The sequence below is a fragment of the Lysobacter sp. CC-YZS074 genome, assembly GCF_056739745.1.
In genome coordinates, this window is the sequence record NZ_CP200301.1 from 2,585,022 (window position 1) to 2,601,251 (window position 16,230).

A 16,230-nucleotide genomic window follows, 5' to 3' on the forward strand; every position below is an offset into this window, starting at 1 on the left:
GCCGCCGTACAGTTCAACGCGCAAGAACGCGACGCCCGCCCCGGTCCGGCCACTTCACCCCTTCTTCACGGGAAGGTAGGCTGCAGGAATGGCCATTTTCCAACCCCGCCACCTTCCTGCCGCGTTCGCCGGCGCGCTGCTGCTGTGCTTCGCCTTTCCTTCGACGGCTGCGGGGCAGGTTTCGCGCTGCGAGCGCGCCGACGGCTCGTCGGTCTACACCGACCACCGCTGCACCGACGTCGACGCGATCGCCCGCGCCCCCGCCGGTCCCGGCCTTCCGGGCAATCGGCGCGTGTACCGCGGCGGATGCGCGCGGAACCTGCAGGACCTGATGTTCGAGATGAGCACCGCGATCGATGCGCGCGACCCCAACCGGCTCGCCAACGTCTACCACTGGGCAGGGATGTCGGGCAGCGGAGGCTACGCGGTGATGGACCGGCTGGAAGCGGTCGTGCAGCGCCCGCTGGTGGACATCGTGCCGGTCATGGCCGCGTCACCGCTGCCCAGCCTGCACGCGGCGCTAGCCAGCGTCACCGATCCGGTCCCCTCGAGGGATCCTTCGGCGCCGCCGGCGATGGGCATGGGTTCCGCACTGCCGCTGGACCCGCCCCCACCGGTGGCCGGCGATCACTACCCCGCCAGCGAGATGCAGGCACCGGTCGCGCTGCGCGTGGTGCAGACCCTCGAAGACGGCAGCACGCCCGCCGACACGACGTTCGACCTGCACGAACACTTCGGCTGCGTGTGGATCAAGGGCTGAGCGGCTAGCCCGCCGCAGGCGCGCCTGTCGCGGGTGCGGCCGGCCGCGCGAACGTCAGCGTCGCCACCACGCCGCGTGTATCGCCCGGCTTGACCCACACGTCCCAGCCGTACAGCTCGCACAGCCGCCGCACGATCGACAGGCCGATACCACCGCCCTGCGAATGACCCGCATGGGTGCCGCGGTAGCCGCGCTGGAACAGCTTCGCCGCGTCCTCCGGACTCAAACCCGGCCCGGAGTCGATCACCTCCACCGCACGAGGCAGCATCCGCACCACCACCTCGCCCTCGCTCGTGTACTTGACCGCGTTGCCGACCAGGTTGCCCAGCGCCACCGCCACCGCCGCCTCCGGCGCATCCACCACCAGGTCGTGGTGCTCACGCTCCAGGCGCAGCTCGAGCGCCTTGCCGGCGGTCTGGGTGCGGTGGACCTCGATCAGCTGGGTGGCGACCTTGGCCACGTCGGTCGCGCCGTGCCCGCGTTCGTTGCGCGACAGCAGCAGCAGCGCACTGATCAGGTCGGTGCATTGCTGCTCGGCCCGCTGGATACGCTGCAGGCGCGCGCGGGTCTTGTCGTCGATGTCGGGGCGCGACAGCAGCAGCTCGGCCGCGCCCTTGATCACCGACAGCGGGGTGCGCAGCTCGTGGCTGACGTCGGCGTTGAACTCGCGATCGCGCTGCACCACCTCGGTCAGCCGCGCGGCGTAGTCGTCCAGCGCCTCGGCCAGCTGGCCCACCTCGTCGTCGGGGAAATGCGAGGCCAGCGACTCCGGCTGCGCGCTCCGTCCGGACTGCTTGAGCCGGCTCGCCAGCTCCGACACCGGGCTCATCACGCGCGAGGCCGCCCACCAGCCGACCAGCAGCGACAGCAGGGTGAACAGGAACACCGAGCCGTAGATCGCGCGGTTGAACTTCTCTTCCGCCTTCGCCGTCTGGGTCATGTCGTAGGCGAGATAGAACCAGGCGTCGGGCGTCTTGCGCACTGCGAGCTTGTAGGCGAACTGCTCGCCCTCCTCGTCCACGCCGGTCATGCCCACGATGCCGTCCGACAGCTCGTACCACTCGGGGCGATTGATCCGCACCGACTCGAATTTGTCCGGGGTGTAGACGAACGCGCGGATCTGGTCGACCGGGAACTCGGGGTTGTCGGGGTCGAGCTCGAACTGCCGGGCGGCGTTCGAGATGTTGCGGTTCATCATCTCCTCGACCAGCTGGTTTTCCACCCGCGAGCGCACTTCGTTGGTGGCCCACGCGAACAGCGTGGTCAACCCGAAGCCGAGCAGGACGAAGGAAAGGATGATGCGGCTGCGCAGCTGCCGCCGGTAACGCGTGCGACGCTGCGCGGGCGCGGCGTCGGCGGATGCTTCAGTTTCCGGCATCGATCTCGGCGATCCGGTAACCGATGCCATGGCGGGTCTGGATCAGCGGCGTGTCGAACGGCTTGTCCACCACCGCGCGCAGGCCATGGATATGGACGCGCAGGCTGTCGGAGTCCGGCAGCTCCTCACCCCACACGCGGGTTTCCAGCTCCTGCCGGGTCACCACCGCCGGGCTGGCTTCCATCAGGGCCTGCAGGATCTTCAGCGCGGTCGGGTTGAGTTGCAGCAGCTTGCCCTGGCGGCGCACTTCGAGGGTATCGAGGTTGTATTCCAGGTCGGCGGCGTTGAGCACGCGCGTCTGCACGCCACGACCGCGGCGGGAGAGCGCGTTCAAGCGCACCTCCACTTCCTGCAGGGCGAACGGCTTGATCAGGTAGTCGTCGGCGCCGGAATCGAAGCCGGCCAGCTTGTTCTCGAGGCTGTCGCGCGCGGTCAACATCAGCACCGGGGTCTGCTTGCGCGCCTCGTTGCGCAGCTTGCGGCAGACCTCGAGGCCGTCCAGTCCGGGCAGGTTGAGGTCGAGCACGATCGCGTCGAAGTCATGGACCACCGCGAGGTGCAGGCCGGTGATGCCATCGGCGGCGAAATCGACGGTGTGGCCGCGATCTTCGAGGAAATCCCCGAGATTGGCGGCGATGTCCTGGTTGTCTTCAATCACGAGTATGCGCATCGGACCTTCCTGTGGGGGCGGCCATCCGGTCGCCGGACCGGACGGTAAAGAGGCGTGGAGGCGCGGGTCGGCGATCCGATGGATTCTGCCAGAGCGCGCCGGGCGCAGCATGCCCGCATCGGCCGTGACGGGCCCGTCGGCGTGCGCCGGCTCGCATCCGCACCATAAAAAACCCAGGCGCGGAGCCACCGCGCCTGGGCCAAAGGTTGTTGCCCCGATACCGCACCGTGCGGGCGGGATTCCTGTGGCTGCGCCGAGGAACCCGCCGGGCAAAGCTGCGGTTTGCAGGACCGTAACCGGTCGCCGATTAAAGCGTCGTTAAGCCGGGCGAAACGATCCGTAATTCCCGAAAAATATCTATCTACTCAGTGACTTACGACTTGGCCGCGGCACGTTTGGCCAGCAGGCGCCGATGCCGCTCGGCGACGTACCCCACCATCGCCCCGGCGACATCCACGCCGGTCGCCTCCTCGATGCCCTCGAGGCCCGGCGACGCGTTCACCTCGAGCACCAGCGGCCCGCGACGGGAACGGATCAGGTCGACGCCGGCCACCCCGAGCCCGAGCACGCGCGCGGCACGGATCGCCACGTCCTGCTCCGCGGCCGTCGGTTTCAGGCCGCGGGCGCTGCCGCCGCGGTGCAGGTTGGAGCGGAAGTCGCCCTTCGGGGCCTGCCGCTTCATCGCCGCCACCACCTTGCCGCCGACCACGAAACAGCGCAGGTCCGCGCCCTTGGCCTCGGGGATGAACTCCTGCACCAGGAACTGCGCGTACAACCCGCGCAGCGCCTCGATCACGCCCTTCGACGCGGACAGCTTTTCGGTCAGCATCACGCCGGCGCCCTGGGTGCCCTCGTTGAGCTTGATCACGTGCGGCGGCGGGCCGAGCATCGACAGCAGGTCGGCGGTGTCGTCGGGGTTGTCGCCGAACACCGTCGCCGGCATGCCGATGCCCTGCGCGGCCAGCAATTGATGGCTGCGCAACTTGTCGCGCGCCCGCAGGATCGCGTCGGAGGAGTTGGGGGTGAAGCTGCCCATCAGCTCGAACTGGCGCAGCACCGCGGTGCCGTAGCGCGTGACCGACGCACCAACGCGCGGGATCACCGCGTGGTAGCCCGAGATCGACTGCCCCTTGTAGTGCATCGCGAAGCCGTCGCTGGCGATGCGCATGTAGCAGCGCAGCGGGTCCAGCGTGCGGACGGTGTGGCCCTGTTCGCGCGCGGCCTCGACCAGGCGGCGGGTCGAGTACAACTTGGTGTTGCGGGTCAGGATGGCGAGTTTCATGGCCGGGGCTGCGGGGATTCGAAGGAAGAAGCTGCCGGCGCGGGACCGGTGCGGCCGTGAAGGAACGATCGCGCCGGATCCACAGCGAAGATGCGAGCCATCGCACTGCGGCCCAGCAGCATCGGAAACGTCATGCCATGCCGCCGGGTCAGGTTGATGTCGATCTCGCGTTCCACGCCCGCCAGCCGCAATGGCGTGCGGATGAAGACGCGCCGGGTGGCGTGCCCCCCCGAGTCGGTGACCTCGCGCTCGTCGCACACCGGTGCCGTGCACTCGATCACCTCGCTGCCGGCCCCCGGCGTCAACCGGAACCCGACCCACGGCGCGCCGCCCTCGCTGAAGCACCACTGCGCGTCCACGTGCAGCGCCGAACTGCGCGCCCCGCTGTCCACCTTGGCGCGGATCGCCTGGACGCCCAGGCCGGGCAGCACCACCCATTCGCGCCAGCCCAGCACGACCCTCGATGACATCGACACCGGCATGCGCCGCCTCCGCGATTGCGGTACGCCCGGCGCAGGCTCGCGCGTGGGCTCATGGGCTACAACGAAAACGGCGGCCCCGTCCGAAGAGCGGGGCCGCCGTGTATTTGGAGCGGGTGATGGGAATCGAACCCACGCTATCAGCTTGGGAAGCTGAAGTTCTACCATTGAACTACACCCGCATGGCCGGAAGTCTACAGCCAGCCGGGCCGCTACAGGAAGCATCCTCCCGCCGCGCCGGTGGGAGGGCGGCCGGGGTCAGAAGCGGCGGCCGAGGCTGGCGAACACGGTGGCGTGGTGGCCTTCGCCCTGGCCGACGGTCAGGCTGCTGCCGAGGTTGGCGTCCAGCCCGAACAGCGAGGTCCGGGCGCCGAACATGACGGTGCCATAGCTGTCGTCGAACACCACGCCCGGGACCGCGTAGTCCATCGTGCCCGGCATCGACTGCAGCCGCGCGAACGCCTGCTCGGGGTGGTCCTCGAACTCGCGGTCCCAGGTCACCCGCGCGTACGGCTGGACCGCACCGGCGTCGAACCGCACCTGCCAGCCGGCGCTGCCGATCATCGAATCGAAGGTCTGCTCCGGGTATGCCAGCGAGGTGGACAGCGCCGGCTCGCTTTCGGCGAACCCGTCGATGTCGATCTGCTGGGCCAGCACGCCGATCACCGGCCCGTGGCGCAGGGCGCCGTCACCGAACTCCCAGCCGGCGTTGAGGCCGAGGCTGAGGTTGTCGCCGTCGACATCGGCGCGGTGCGTGCGGGTGGCCAGGCCAAGATTCGCGTTGCGCTCGATGTCGAAGCCCAGCCGGCTGTAGCTGGCCTGCGCATTGACCCAACCGCCGGTCTCGGACGCCCAGCCCAGGTAGGCGCCGATGCTTGCCTCGCTCTGGTCGAAGTTGCCACCACGCTGGCCCCAGTCATGCTCCTGCCGGCCGTAGCCACCGAACGCACCGAAGGTCATCGCACCACTGCGCCAGTCGACGCCGACGGTCAGCGCCGGACCGGCACCGTCGTACAGGTTGCCGTGGTCGTAGCGCTGGAAGTCGCCGCGCACGTCGGCCCACCAGCGGGTGCCTTCATCCGCGGCCGGGGCCATCAGCTGGGCGGAGACGCGATCGGCCCGGGCGCGGCCGGTCATCGCGGCGGAATTCGGCAGTACCGCGACCTGGCGCGGCGCTTCCAGCACCGACACCGCATAGTCGGCGATCACCTCGTGGGCGCCACCGGTGGGATGGACGCCGTCCGCGAACGCGTAGCGGGTGGCGGCATCGGGCGAGGCGTAGGTGGCCGGGTTGCAGGTCAGCGACTGGGCGGTGATCTGCGGCTGGCACGCGGTGCCGGTGACGTTGCCGAAACCGAACGCCGCCGGGTCGGCCACGACTTCCTGGAACAGGCTGAAGGTGTCGAGGGGAATCACCCGCAGGCCGTTCTGGGCGAACGCGCCGAACAGGGCGTCGTTGTACGCCGCCGACAGCTGGGTGCCCGCCGCCTGCGCCGCCGGACCCTGCGCACGGAAGCTTGGCGTCAGGCCGATATCGGGGATGGTCGGGACGAGCACGTACCGGGCGCCGGCGGCCTGCAGGGCGCCGACGGCCCCGACCTGTGCGGTCACCGCGGCGCCGATCACCGGCGCCGGGTCGCCGCCCGCGGCGGCGGTCGCGACGGCGGCGAACACGTCGTTGTTGCCGGCCCACAGGGTGTAGAGCGCATTCGCATCGGCGCTGCCGCCGGTGGCCGCGAGGTAGCTGGCGACCTGCGTGGTGACTGCCGGGGTAAAGCCGAGATCACCGACTGCGTCGATGCCGGCGCGCGCCCCGCCCACGGCGTAATTGGATCCGCCCTGGTTGGCGGCCGTGGCGTCGGTGCCGTAGAACCCGGCCAGGTACTCCGACCACACCAGCCCCGGGTTGGTGGTGAAGCGGCCGAGGACCGCCGCCTGCGGGCCGGCCAGCTGCACCAGCGCCGGGCGGAAGTGGCCCGAATCGGTCAGGCTGTCGCCGAAGAACACGGTCTGCGAATACGGCTGGTCGCTCGACTCGGCGCCCGACTGGGCCAGGGCCGGTGCGGCCGCCAGCGCGAGCGCGGCGGCAAGGATGGTGCGGGCTGGTTTCATCACGGATGCTCCTGCAACGGAAGAACGGCGCGCCATGCGCCGGCGGATGGCCTGCATCCAAGCACGGTCGGGAACGTCAGACAAGGCGCCTGCCGATGTCTCGAGCCCGGCGCCGGATGCGCGGGTCACGCGCCCGATCTGGCCTTGGTACCGGCTCCGCGGGACAATGCCGGGCATGGACATCACCCTGAATGGCGAACCCCGCACGTTCCCGGCCGCGTTGACCGTGAGCGGACTGCTCGAGACCGAACAACTGGCGGGGCGCCGGGTCGCGGTGGAGGTCAACGGCGAGATCGTGCCGCGCAGCCGGCATGGCGAGCACGTGCTGAACGATGGCGACCGCATCGAGATCGTGCACGCGCTCGGTGGCGGCTGAGCGGCGGTCAGCCGCGCGCCAGTGCGATAATGCCGGCATGACCAACTCCCCCAACGACTCCCTCGTCATCGCCGGCACGCCCTACGCCTCGCGCCTGCTGACCGGCACCGGCAAGTTCAAGGACCTCGACGAAACCCGCCGCGCCACCGAGGCCGCCGGCGCCGAGATCGTCACCGTCGCCATCCGCCGCAGCAACATCGGCCAGAACCCCGGCGAGCCGAACCTGCTCGACGTGCTGCCGCCGGACCGCTACACCATCCTGCCCAACACCGCCGGCTGCTACACCGCCGACGAAGCGGTGCGCACCTGCCGGCTCGCGCGCGAGCTGCTCGACGGCCACAACCTGGTCAAGCTCGAAGTCCTCGGCGACCAGCGCACGCTGTTCCCCGACGTGGTGCAGACCCTCGCCGCCGCCGAGACGCTGGTGAAGGACGGTTTCGAGGTGATGGTCTATACCTCTGACGACCCCCTGCTGGCGAAGCGACTGGAAGAAATCGGCTGCGTCGCGGTGATGCCGCTGGCCGCGCCGATCGGCTCCGGCCTCGGCATCCAGAACAAGTGGAACCTGGTCGAGATCGTCGAAAACGCCAAGGTGCCAATCATCGTCGACGCCGGCGTCGGCACCGCGTCCGACGCCGCGATCGCGATGGAACTGGGTTGCGACGGCGTGCTGATGAACACCGCGATCGCGGGCGCGAAAGACCCGGTGCTGATGGCGCACGCGATGAAGCTCGCAGTCGAGGCCGGCCGCGCCGCGTTCAAGGCCGGCCGCATCCCGCGCAAGCGCTTCGCCAGTGCGTCGAGCCCGGTGGATGGACTGATCGGCTGATGGACGACAGCGAGCAGGCGCCCGGCAAGGTCGCGCCGCCCAAGCCCTTTACCGTCACCGCGGGCCACCGCCAGGTGCGCAGCTTCGTGCTGCGGCAGGGCCGGTTCACCCCGGCCCAGCAGCGCGCGTTCGACCAGCAGTGGGCGCACTACGGGATCGACTACCAGGGCACGCCGCGCGATTACGACACGGTGTTCGGCCGCAGCGCGCCCCGGGTACTGGAGATCGGCTTCGGCAACGGCGAGGCGCTGCGCTTCGCCGCGCAGCACGACACGGCGCGCGACCTGATCGGCATTGAGGTCCACGCCCCCGGGGTCGGCCGCCTGCTCAACGCGCTGGCCGCCGACGGCGCCGCCAACGTGCGCGTCTACCACCACGACGCGGTCGAGGTGCTGACCCGCGAGGTCGCCGACGCCAGCCTCGACGAGGTCCGGATCTACTTCCCCGACCCTTGGCACAAGAAGCGCCACCACAAGCGGCGGCTGGTGCAGCCGGAGTTCGCCGCGCTGCTGGTGCGCAAGCTCGCGCCCGGCGGCCGCTTGCACCTCGCCACCGATTGGCAGGACTATGCCGAGCAGATGTGGGACGTGCTCGACGCGACCGCCGGCATCGCCAACCGGGCCGGCCCGCGCGGTGCGGTGCCGCGGCCGGAATGGCGCCCGCAGACGCATTTCGAGACCCGCGGCCAGAAGCTCGGCCACGGCGTCTGGGACCTGCTGTACGACAAGCCGTCCGCGACCGCTCCACGGGAGTCGCCGGCCCAAGACGAGTAGCCGACCCCGGGCATGGAAACCGCGCTGACGCTCACCACCGACATGAAGCTCGTCCTCGGGCTGGTGGGCTTCACGATGGTGATGTTCCTGTTCGAGCGGATCCGCGCCGATGTGGTCGCGCTGGTCGTGCTGGTGCTGCTGGGCCTGTCGGGGCTGGTCGCGCCGGAGGAGATCTTCAACGGCTTCTCGTCCAACGCGGTGATGAGCATCATCGCGACGATGATCCTCGGCGCCGGGCTGGACCGCACCGGCGCGCTCAATCGCCTCGCCGGCTGGCTGCTGCGGCGCGCGCACGGGGTCGAGCAGCGGCTGCTGCTGCTGACCGGTGCGATCGCCGGCATCAACTCCTCGGTGATGCAGAACCCGTCGGTGATGGCGCTGTACCTGCCGGTCGCCTCGCGACTGTCCTCGCGCACCGGCCTGACCCTGCCGCGGCTGCTGCTGCCGCTGGCCACCGCGATCGTGATGGGCAGCTCGCTGACGATGGTCGGCAACTCGCCGCTGATCATGCTCAACGACCTGCTGCTGCAGGCCAACAGCAACCTGCCCTCGGGCGTGGCGACGCTCGAACCGCTGAAGATGTTCGCGCCGCTGCCGATCGGCGCCGCGCTGCTGGCGACCTCGCTGCTGTACTTCCGCTTCTTCGGCAACCGCCGGCTGCACGAGGAGGAAGGCAAGGGCGTCACCCCGGCACGCACCCAGAGCTATTTCGCCAACGCCTACGGCATCGAAGGCGATGTCTACGAACTGACCGTGACCGCCGACAGCCCGCTGGTCGGCATGTCGCTGGGCGAGGCCGAAGCGCTGCACGGCGCGCCGCTGGTGCTCGCGCTCAAGACCAAGGAGGAGGCGCGGCTGTCGCCACCGGCCGATGCGCGGATCTGGGTCGGCAGCGTGATCGGCGCGATGGGCTCACGGCGCCAGGTCGGCGACTTCGCGCAGAACCAGATGCTCCGGCTCAGCACGCGCCTGCGCAACTTCGGCGACCTGTTCAATCCGAGCCGGGCCGGCATCTCGGAGGCGGTGATCCCGGCGACGTCGAAGTTCATCGGCAAGACCGGGCGCGACCTGCAGCTGCGCAAGCAGCTCGGGCTGAGCCTGCTGGCGGTCAACCGCGACAAGAACGTCATGCGCGACAACGTGCGCGACGTGCCGCTGCGCGCCGGCGACATGCTGGTGCTGCACAGCATCTGGACCGACCTGGCCGAGGCCGCCAAGGGCAAGGACCTGGTGGTCGTCACCGACTACCCGAAGGGCGAGCAGCGCCCGCACAAGCTCAAGATCGCGCTGGGCATCTTCGGCGTGGCGATGCTGCTGGCGCTGTCCTCGCGCCTGCCGGTGTCGATCGCGCTGATGACCGGCGTCGCCGGCATGCTGATCGCCGGCGTTATCCACATCGACGAGGCCTACTCGGCGATCAACTGGAAGACCGTGTTCCTGATGGCCTGCCTCATCCCGCTCGGGTGGGCGATGGACTCGTCGGGCGCGGCGGCCTGGGTGGCGGGGCACACGATCGAACAGCTGCCGGAGGCGACGCCGCGCTGGCTGCTGCAACTCGCGCTGGGCCTGCTGACGACGGCGTTCTCGCTGGTGATCAGCCACGTCGGCGCGGCGATCGTGATGGTGCCGCTGGCGATCAACATCGCGCTGGCCGCCGGCGGCAACCCGACCGCGTTCGCGCTGATCGTCGCGTTGTCGGCGTCGAACAATTTCATGACCGCATCGAATCCGGTGATCTCGATGATCACCGGTCCCGCGGGCTACACCGGCAAGGAGCTGTGGAAGGTCGGTGCGCCGCTGTCGCTGGTGTACTCGGTGATCGCGGTGCTGATGGTGAACCTGCTTTTCTGAGCGGGCTCAACGCAGCCAGACGGCGCCGTCACGCACCTCGACATCGACAGGGCGCAACGACTCGCCACGACACGGGCCGGCGACGCATTCACCGCCCTGCAACTCGAAACTTGCACCGTGTGCTGCGCAGACCAGCAAGCCTTCCCTGCTCTTGAGGAACTGCCCCGGGGCCCAGTCGAGGCGGCGGCCGGCATGCGGGCAGATGTTGAACCAGGCCCGCACCTGCTCGCCTTCGCGGTACAGCACCAGCGATTCGGCGTCCCCGTCCACGGTCGCCTCGACCTCGATGAAGCCACCATCGGCAAGCTGCTCGACAGTCGCCAACGGCATGTTCATGGCGCCACCACCACCGCATACGGCAGCGCGCTTACCGCGGTGGCCATTGCCCCGCGGACGGGACAGCCATTGCCGGATCGGTCTTTCACAACCCCATCACCGGCTGTGTGCTGAATACTTAACGAAGTTCTCACAACTGTCATCCTGCGCGCCGCGATACTCGGGTGTCCGGCGATGTCGCCGCATTGTGTCACGATGCTTCCGATGATCAGTTCCAGCTTCCGCTTCGATACCCAGCAGTTCCAGTCACGCATGCGCTCCGCATTCGAGCCGCGCAAACCGCGCCATCGCGTGCTGCGGTTCGTGCTCGGTGTCGTCGGCCTGGGTCTGCTCGCGTTGCTGGTGATGTTCTCGGTCGCGCTGGGCGCGGCGATGCTGGCGGCGGGCCTGGTGTTCAAACTCTGGCGCGGCCGGGGCAAGGCCGTTGGCCGCAAGAGCGATTCCCGCATCGTCGACGGCGAATACCGCGTGGTCGGCAAACCCGTGCTGACCCGCTGATCGGCACGAGCCGCCTCGCTTCCGATCCGGACTTTATCCATGGTCGATGTCATCGCGGCGCCGCCACAGCCGCGCATCCCGGTTCGCTCCGGTGATGGCGCTACCTTTCCGGTCCGCCGCATCTATTGCGTCGGCCGCAATTTTGCCGACCACGCCCGCGAGATGGGCGCTGCCGCGCCGGCCTCGAAAGCCGACCGCGGTCATCCGGTGTTCTTCTGCAAACCGGCCGACGCGGTCGTGCCCGATGGCTTGGCGCCCTACCCACCTGGCACCGCCGACCTCCACCACGAAGTGGAGCTGGTGGTCGCACTCGGCGCCGATGCCCCTGCGGGCCTGCTTGATCCCGCCGGGGCCGGTGCTCTGGTGTACGGCTACGCGGTGGGCCTGGACCTGACCCGGCGTGACCTGCAGGGCGCCGCCAAGGCCAAGGGCCTGCCCTGGGACACCGGCAAGGCTTTCGACCATTCCGCGCCCATCAGCGCGATCGTCCCGGTGGTGGAAGCCGGCGACCTCCATGGTCGCTCGCTCACACTGCGGGTGAACGGTGAAGTACGCCAACACGGCTCGCTCACGGACCTGATCTGGAACGTGCCCGAAATCCTGCATGAGCTTTCGCGGTTGTTTGCGCTGAAGGCCGGCGACCTGGTCTTCATGGGCACACCGGCAGGAGTCGGCCCATTGCAGCGCGGAGACGAGTACGTCGCCAGTCTGGACGGCCTGATCGAACTGCGCGGCAGGGTAACCGGCGGCGCGCCCTAGCGCGGGACTCACCTGTGCGCGATGGCGGTTGCTGCTGCCGGGGACTGACCGCACGACCCGTTTGCCCGGAATTCCTATACTCGCTCCGACAACTTCCACTCAAAGGAGCGCGGCAGGATGGGAATGGTCAGCGAGTTCAAGGCATTCATCAATCGCGGCAACGTGCTCGACCTCGCCGTTGCGGTGGTGATCGGTGCGGCATTCGGCAAGATCACTACCGCACTGGTCGACGGCATCATCATGCCGGTGGTCGGGATGGCGCTGGGCAAGGTGGACTTCTCGCAACTGTTCGTGGCCCTTGACGGCAACGACTACGCCAGTCTCGCCGTCGCCCAGGAAGCGGCCGCCCCGGTGATCACCTACGGCGCCTTCCTCCAGACGATCATCAACTTCCTGCTGATCGCCTTCGTGGTGTTCCTGGTAGTCAAGGCTTACCACCGGGTGAACCCTCCGGCGAAAGCGGCGCCTCCGTCGCCGGGCGAGGAGGTCCTGCTGCTGCGCGAGATCCGTGATTCGCTCAAGCGCGAGGCGCCCTGATCGGCGACGAACTGCCAAGTGCGGCACAACGCCGCGTGACTTGAGGCACCCCAGGACGAAGCCGCGAGTTGCTACCCTCGCGGCTTCGTCCTTTTTTCGGGCCATGCCCTGCAGGAGAACCGGATGCGAGCGATGTTGACGGCGCTGGGAACCACCCTGGCCACTTCCCTGGTCGTTGCAGGCGCCGCGCATGGGGCCACCGCACAGACCAGCATCCCCGAGTCCGCCGTCGCCAACGCGACCCAGCTGCGGGAAACGGCGCTGGCCAGCGACCTCGGCTACCGGATCACCGAGTCGCTGACCACCGAAGTTGGCCCTCGAATGGCCGGCAGCGAGGCCGATGCGCGCGCGGTCGAGTGGGCCAAGGCCAAGTTCGAGGCGCTGGGTTACGACAAGGTCTGGACCGAACCGGTCACCTTCCCCAAGTGGGAACGCCGCAGCGAGAACGCGCAGGTGCTCGGCCGCTACGCCCAGCCACTGTCGCTGACCGCGCTCGGCGGCAGCCCGGCCGGTACGGTCGAAGGCGAAGTCGTGCGCTTCGCCGACCTCGCCGCACTGGAGGCGGCCCCGGCCGGTTCGCTCGAGGGCAAGATCGCCTTCATCGACTACAGGATGGAGCGCGCCCGCGACGGCAGCGGCTACGGCCCCGGCTCGCGCGTGCGTAGCGGCGGCCCTTCGGCGGCAATCCGCGCCGGCGCCATCGGCTACCTGATGCGCTCGGCCGGCACCGATTCCCACCGCAACCCGCACACCGGCATCACCCGTTTCGACGACGGCCTGACGCCGGTGCCGTCGGCCGCGCTGGCGGTACCCGATGCCGACCAGCTCGCCCGTCTGCTCGCGCTCGGCGAGCCGGTCCGGGTGCGGATGGCGCTGGACTGCGGCTGGGACGGCGAAGCCACCAGCTACAACGTCATCGGCGAAATCACCGGCAGCAGCAGGCCCGACGAGGTGGTGCTGATCGGCGGCCATCTCGACTCCTGGGACCTGGGCACCGGCGCGATCGACGACGGCGCCGGCGTCGGCTTGACCATGGCCGCCGGCAAGCTGATCGGCGACCTCGACCAGGCCCCGGCCCGCACCATCCGCGTGGTCGCCTTCGCCAACGAGGAACAGGGCCTGTGGGGCGGCAAGGCCTATGCCGAGAAGTACGCCGACGAGGTGAAGAAGCACCAGATCGCCGCCGAGAGCGACTTCGGCGCCGGCCGCATCTACGCCATCAGCACCGGCGCGCCGGACTATGCGCAGGGCGCGGTGAAGCGGATCGCCCAGGTGATGGCACCGCTCGGCATCGAGTACGCGGGCGATGCCGGCGGCCCGGGCCCGGACATCAGCCCGTTCGCCGAGGACGGCCTCGCCTGGGCGCGACTGGCACAGGACGGCACCGACTACTTCGACCTGCACCACACCCCGGACGACACCTTCGACAAGATCGACCCCGAAGCGCTCGCGCAGAACGTCGCCGCCTACGCGGTGTTCGCCTACCTGGCGGCGTCGGCCGAAGGCGACTTCGGTGGCGGCCGCGACGACGGCGGAGACACCGCCGGGCAGTAAGCTGTGGGCATGCCGCAGCGCTACGACGATTTTGGAAGCATCGCGGTGGATCCCGTCACCGGGATCTACCGCCTCGGGGCCAACGGCCCCAGCCTGCCGACCGCGCTCGCCGCGGCCGGCGCCACCAAGCGGCGGGTGGCACTGCTGCACATCGACGTCGACATGTTCCGTTCGATCAACGCGAACATGGGCGAGGACATCGGCGACCAGGCCCTGGCGGCCATTGCCCAACGCCTGCGCAAGGCGATTCCGTCGGACGCGTGGCTGTGGCGGCTCAACAGCGACGAGTTCATCGCCGGCATCGGCTACCGCGACGGCGAGCTCGACGGCGCCGGCTTGGCCGAACGCCTGCGTGATGCGCTCGAGATCCCGCTGTCGATCCCTCCTTACACCCTGCCGATGACGCTCTCGATCGGCGTGGCGGTATTCCCCGACCACGCCTCCGACGCCGCCGGCCTGCTGGCCAAGGCCGAGCAGGCGCTGCGAAGGGTCAAGGAGGAAGGGCTCGATGCGGTCGGCCACTATTCGACCCGTCCCGCCCGCGGCGCGGCGACGGACGGATTCGCCGAGCGCTTCATCGAAGCACTGGACAACGATGAATTCCGGCTGTTCTACCAGCCGCTGGTCAGCGCCCACGACGGCGGCCTCACCGGCTTCGGCGCGCTGCTGCGCTGGCAGACCGACAACGGCCTGCTTCGGCCGAACCGCTTCATGGACATCGTCGAGCGGGTGGGCCTGTCGGCGCGGCTCGGCGAATGGGTCACCGGGAACGCCTTGGCGCAGCTGGCGCAATGGCGCGCGCAGGGGCTCGACTACGTGGGCATGTCGGTGCACCTCGCCGGCTCCATGCTGACCCAGGCCGACTGCGTCGACCGCATCGGCGAGCTGCTGCACCGGTACGGCCTGCCCGGCGACGCACTGGAGTTCGAGATCTCCGAGAACGTGCTGGCGCTCGACGCGCGGCAGGTGTTCGACACCTTGGCCGGCCTGCGCGCACTCGGCGCGACCCTCACCGTGCACGACTTCGGCCTGGGCGGGCTGAGCTTCGCCGCGCTGGCCCAGTACCCGCTGGACCGGATCAAGATCGACCGCAGCTTCATCCGCAACGTCGCCAGCGACACCCGCAGCGCGGCCATCGTGCGCGGCATCATCGCGATGGGCCACCGCCTGGGGATGAAGGTCACGGCGAAAGGGGTGGAGAACGAGGCCGAGCTGGGCTTCCTGCGCCGCAACCACTGCGACTTCTTCCAAGGCTACCTGTTCAGCGAACCGCTGCCGGCCGACCGCCTCGACGAGCTGATCAAGCGCCGCTTCCTGCTGCCCGGCGCGTTCGCCGCCACCCGGCCCGAGCGCACCCTGCTGCTGCTCGACGACGAGGAGAACGTGCTGCGCTCGCTGGTGCGCCTGTTCCGCCGCGACGGCTACCAGATCCTCACCGCCAACAGTGTGCGCGAGGCGTTCGACCTGCTCGCCAGCAACGCAGTGCAGGTGATCGTCTCCGACCAGCGCATGCCGGACATGAGCGGCACCGAGTTCCTTGGCCGCGTGCGCGACCTCTACCCCGACACCATCCGCATGGTGCTGTCCGGGTACACCGACGTCGCCACGATCACCGAAGCGATCAACCGCGGCGCGATCTACCGCTTCCTGACCAAGCCGTGGAACGACGAGGAACTGCGCGAGCACATCCATGCCGCATTCCGCGCGTTCGAGCGGCGCGCCACCGGCGAGGCGGCGTACTGAGCGCCGAGCGCGTGCGCGCGGTACACCCACGTCGCGCATCCGCCTCCCGCCTCTCTTTGGGTGTGCAGCTTTGGCGTTCGGCGTGCAGCGATTGCGCCGCCGACCGGCACCCGTGGCAACGGATCTCGTCCAATCCCACCGGGAGGAATGTAGGAGCGACGTAAGTCGCGACCTGTACATCACTTCAGGCATTCGGCGGGTCGCGACTTACGTCGCTCCTGCGAGGGACCTTCCTCCCACGGCGTAGCTCATGCCGGGTCATGCATTTGTAGGAGCGGCTTCAGCCGCGATCG

Annotated in this window: 16 protein-coding genes and 1 tRNA gene; 10 read left to right on the forward strand and 7 right to left on the reverse strand. The window is 69.3% G+C overall.

The window, feature by feature from the left end; genetic code table 11:
- The first annotated feature begins 88 nt into the window (after positions 1 to 88).
- The gene (locus U8331_RS11705; protein ID WP_481131208.1) at positions 89 to 760 is read left to right on the forward strand and encodes a hypothetical protein; all 672 of its coding nucleotides are present in this window, start codon (positions 89 to 91) and stop codon (positions 758 to 760) included.
- A gap of 4 nt (positions 761 to 764) precedes the next feature.
- On the opposite strand, the gene U8331_RS11710 is transcribed toward U8331_RS11705, so the two are convergent.
- From U8331_RS11710 to U8331_RS11735, 6 genes are all read right to left on the reverse strand, one after another.
- Entirely contained in the window at positions 765 to 2,138 is a 1,374-nt protein-coding gene (locus U8331_RS11710) for a sensor histidine kinase (protein ID WP_481131209.1), read from the reverse strand.
- Positions 2,125 to 2,808 (reverse strand): response regulator transcription factor, encoded by a 684-nt coding sequence (locus U8331_RS11715; RefSeq protein WP_481131210.1) that lies wholly within the window; start codon positions 2,806 to 2,808, stop codon positions 2,125 to 2,127. The genes U8331_RS11710 and U8331_RS11715 overlap by 14 nt, the downstream gene beginning before the upstream one ends.
- Positions 2,809 to 3,181: 373 nt before the next feature.
- On the reverse strand, positions 3,182 to 4,090 hold the full coding sequence (gene rimK / locus U8331_RS11720) for a 30S ribosomal protein S6--L-glutamate ligase (protein WP_481131211.1): 909 nt from the start codon (positions 4,088 to 4,090) through the stop codon (positions 3,182 to 3,184).
- Positions 4,087 to 4,572, reverse strand: a complete 486-nt coding sequence (locus tag U8331_RS11725) for an ATP-dependent zinc protease family protein (RefSeq protein ID WP_481131212.1) — start codon at positions 4,570 to 4,572, stop codon at positions 4,087 to 4,089. The genes rimK and U8331_RS11725 overlap by 4 nt, the downstream gene beginning before the upstream one ends.
- Positions 4,573 to 4,677: 105 nt before the next feature.
- Positions 4,678 to 4,751 (reverse strand) — tRNA-Gly (locus U8331_RS11730).
- A 76-nt stretch (positions 4,752 to 4,827) separates the two neighbouring features.
- On the reverse strand, positions 4,828 to 6,681 hold the full coding sequence (locus U8331_RS11735) for an autotransporter domain-containing protein (protein WP_481131213.1): 1,854 nt from the start codon (positions 6,679 to 6,681) through the stop codon (positions 4,828 to 4,830).
- Between the two features lie 175 nt (positions 6,682 to 6,856).
- Here U8331_RS11735 and thiS point away from each other — a divergent pair, with 175 nt between their 5' ends.
- Genes thiS through U8331_RS11755 form a run of 4 tightly spaced genes read left to right on the forward strand, consistent with a single transcriptional unit; the run spans position 6,857 to position 10,510 of the window.
- Positions 6,857 to 7,057, forward strand: coding sequence for a sulfur carrier protein ThiS (gene thiS, locus U8331_RS11740; protein WP_481131214.1), 201 nt, complete (start codon positions 6,857 to 6,859; stop codon positions 7,055 to 7,057).
- Positions 7,058 to 7,094: 37 nt separating this feature from the next.
- Positions 7,095 to 7,886 carry a thiazole synthase gene (locus tag U8331_RS11745; RefSeq protein ID WP_481131215.1) on the forward strand — a complete coding sequence of 264 codons (792 nt, stop codon included), beginning with the start codon at positions 7,095 to 7,097 and terminating at the stop codon, positions 7,884 to 7,886.
- Positions 7,886 to 8,659 (forward strand): tRNA (guanosine(46)-N7)-methyltransferase TrmB, encoded by a 774-nt coding sequence (gene trmB / locus U8331_RS11750; protein WP_481131216.1) that lies wholly within the window; start codon positions 7,886 to 7,888, stop codon positions 8,657 to 8,659. Before U8331_RS11745 ends, trmB begins: the two co-directional genes overlap by 1 nt.
- Before the next feature lie 12 nt (positions 8,660 to 8,671).
- Positions 8,672 to 10,510, forward strand: coding sequence for an SLC13 family permease (locus U8331_RS11755; RefSeq protein WP_481131217.1), 1,839 nt, complete (start codon positions 8,672 to 8,674; stop codon positions 10,508 to 10,510).
- Between the two features lie 6 nt (positions 10,511 to 10,516).
- Here the strand turns inward: U8331_RS11755 and U8331_RS11760 are convergent, their stop codons facing one another.
- On the reverse strand, positions 10,517 to 10,846 hold the full coding sequence (locus U8331_RS11760) for a Rieske (2Fe-2S) protein (protein WP_481131218.1): 330 nt from the start codon (positions 10,844 to 10,846) through the stop codon (positions 10,517 to 10,519).
- A gap of 204 nt (positions 10,847 to 11,050) precedes the next feature.
- On the opposite strand from U8331_RS11760, the gene U8331_RS11765 reads away from it, so the two are divergent.
- The 5 genes from U8331_RS11765 (at position 11,051) to U8331_RS11785 (ending at position 15,937) form a co-directional block, all read left to right on the forward strand.
- Positions 11,051 to 11,344, forward strand: a complete 294-nt coding sequence (locus U8331_RS11765) for a hypothetical protein (RefSeq protein WP_481131219.1) — start codon at positions 11,051 to 11,053, stop codon at positions 11,342 to 11,344.
- A 39-nt stretch (positions 11,345 to 11,383) separates the two neighbouring features.
- Positions 11,384 to 12,103 (forward strand): fumarylacetoacetate hydrolase family protein, encoded by a 720-nt coding sequence (locus U8331_RS11770; RefSeq protein WP_481131220.1) that lies wholly within the window; start codon positions 11,384 to 11,386, stop codon positions 12,101 to 12,103.
- A 117-nt stretch (positions 12,104 to 12,220) separates the two neighbouring features.
- Positions 12,221 to 12,640, forward strand: coding sequence for a large conductance mechanosensitive channel protein MscL (mscL, locus tag U8331_RS11775; protein WP_481131221.1), 420 nt, complete (start codon positions 12,221 to 12,223; stop codon positions 12,638 to 12,640).
- 123 nt (positions 12,641 to 12,763) lie between these two features.
- The gene (locus U8331_RS11780; protein ID WP_481131222.1) at positions 12,764 to 14,194 is read left to right on the forward strand and encodes a M28 family peptidase; all 1,431 of its coding nucleotides are present in this window, start codon (positions 12,764 to 12,766) and stop codon (positions 14,192 to 14,194) included.
- A 9-nt stretch (positions 14,195 to 14,203) separates the two neighbouring features.
- Positions 14,204 to 15,937, forward strand: a complete 1,734-nt coding sequence (locus tag U8331_RS11785; RefSeq protein ID WP_481131223.1) for an EAL domain-containing protein — start codon at positions 14,204 to 14,206, stop codon at positions 15,935 to 15,937.
- The last annotated feature ends 293 nt before the right edge of the window (positions 15,938 to 16,230 follow it).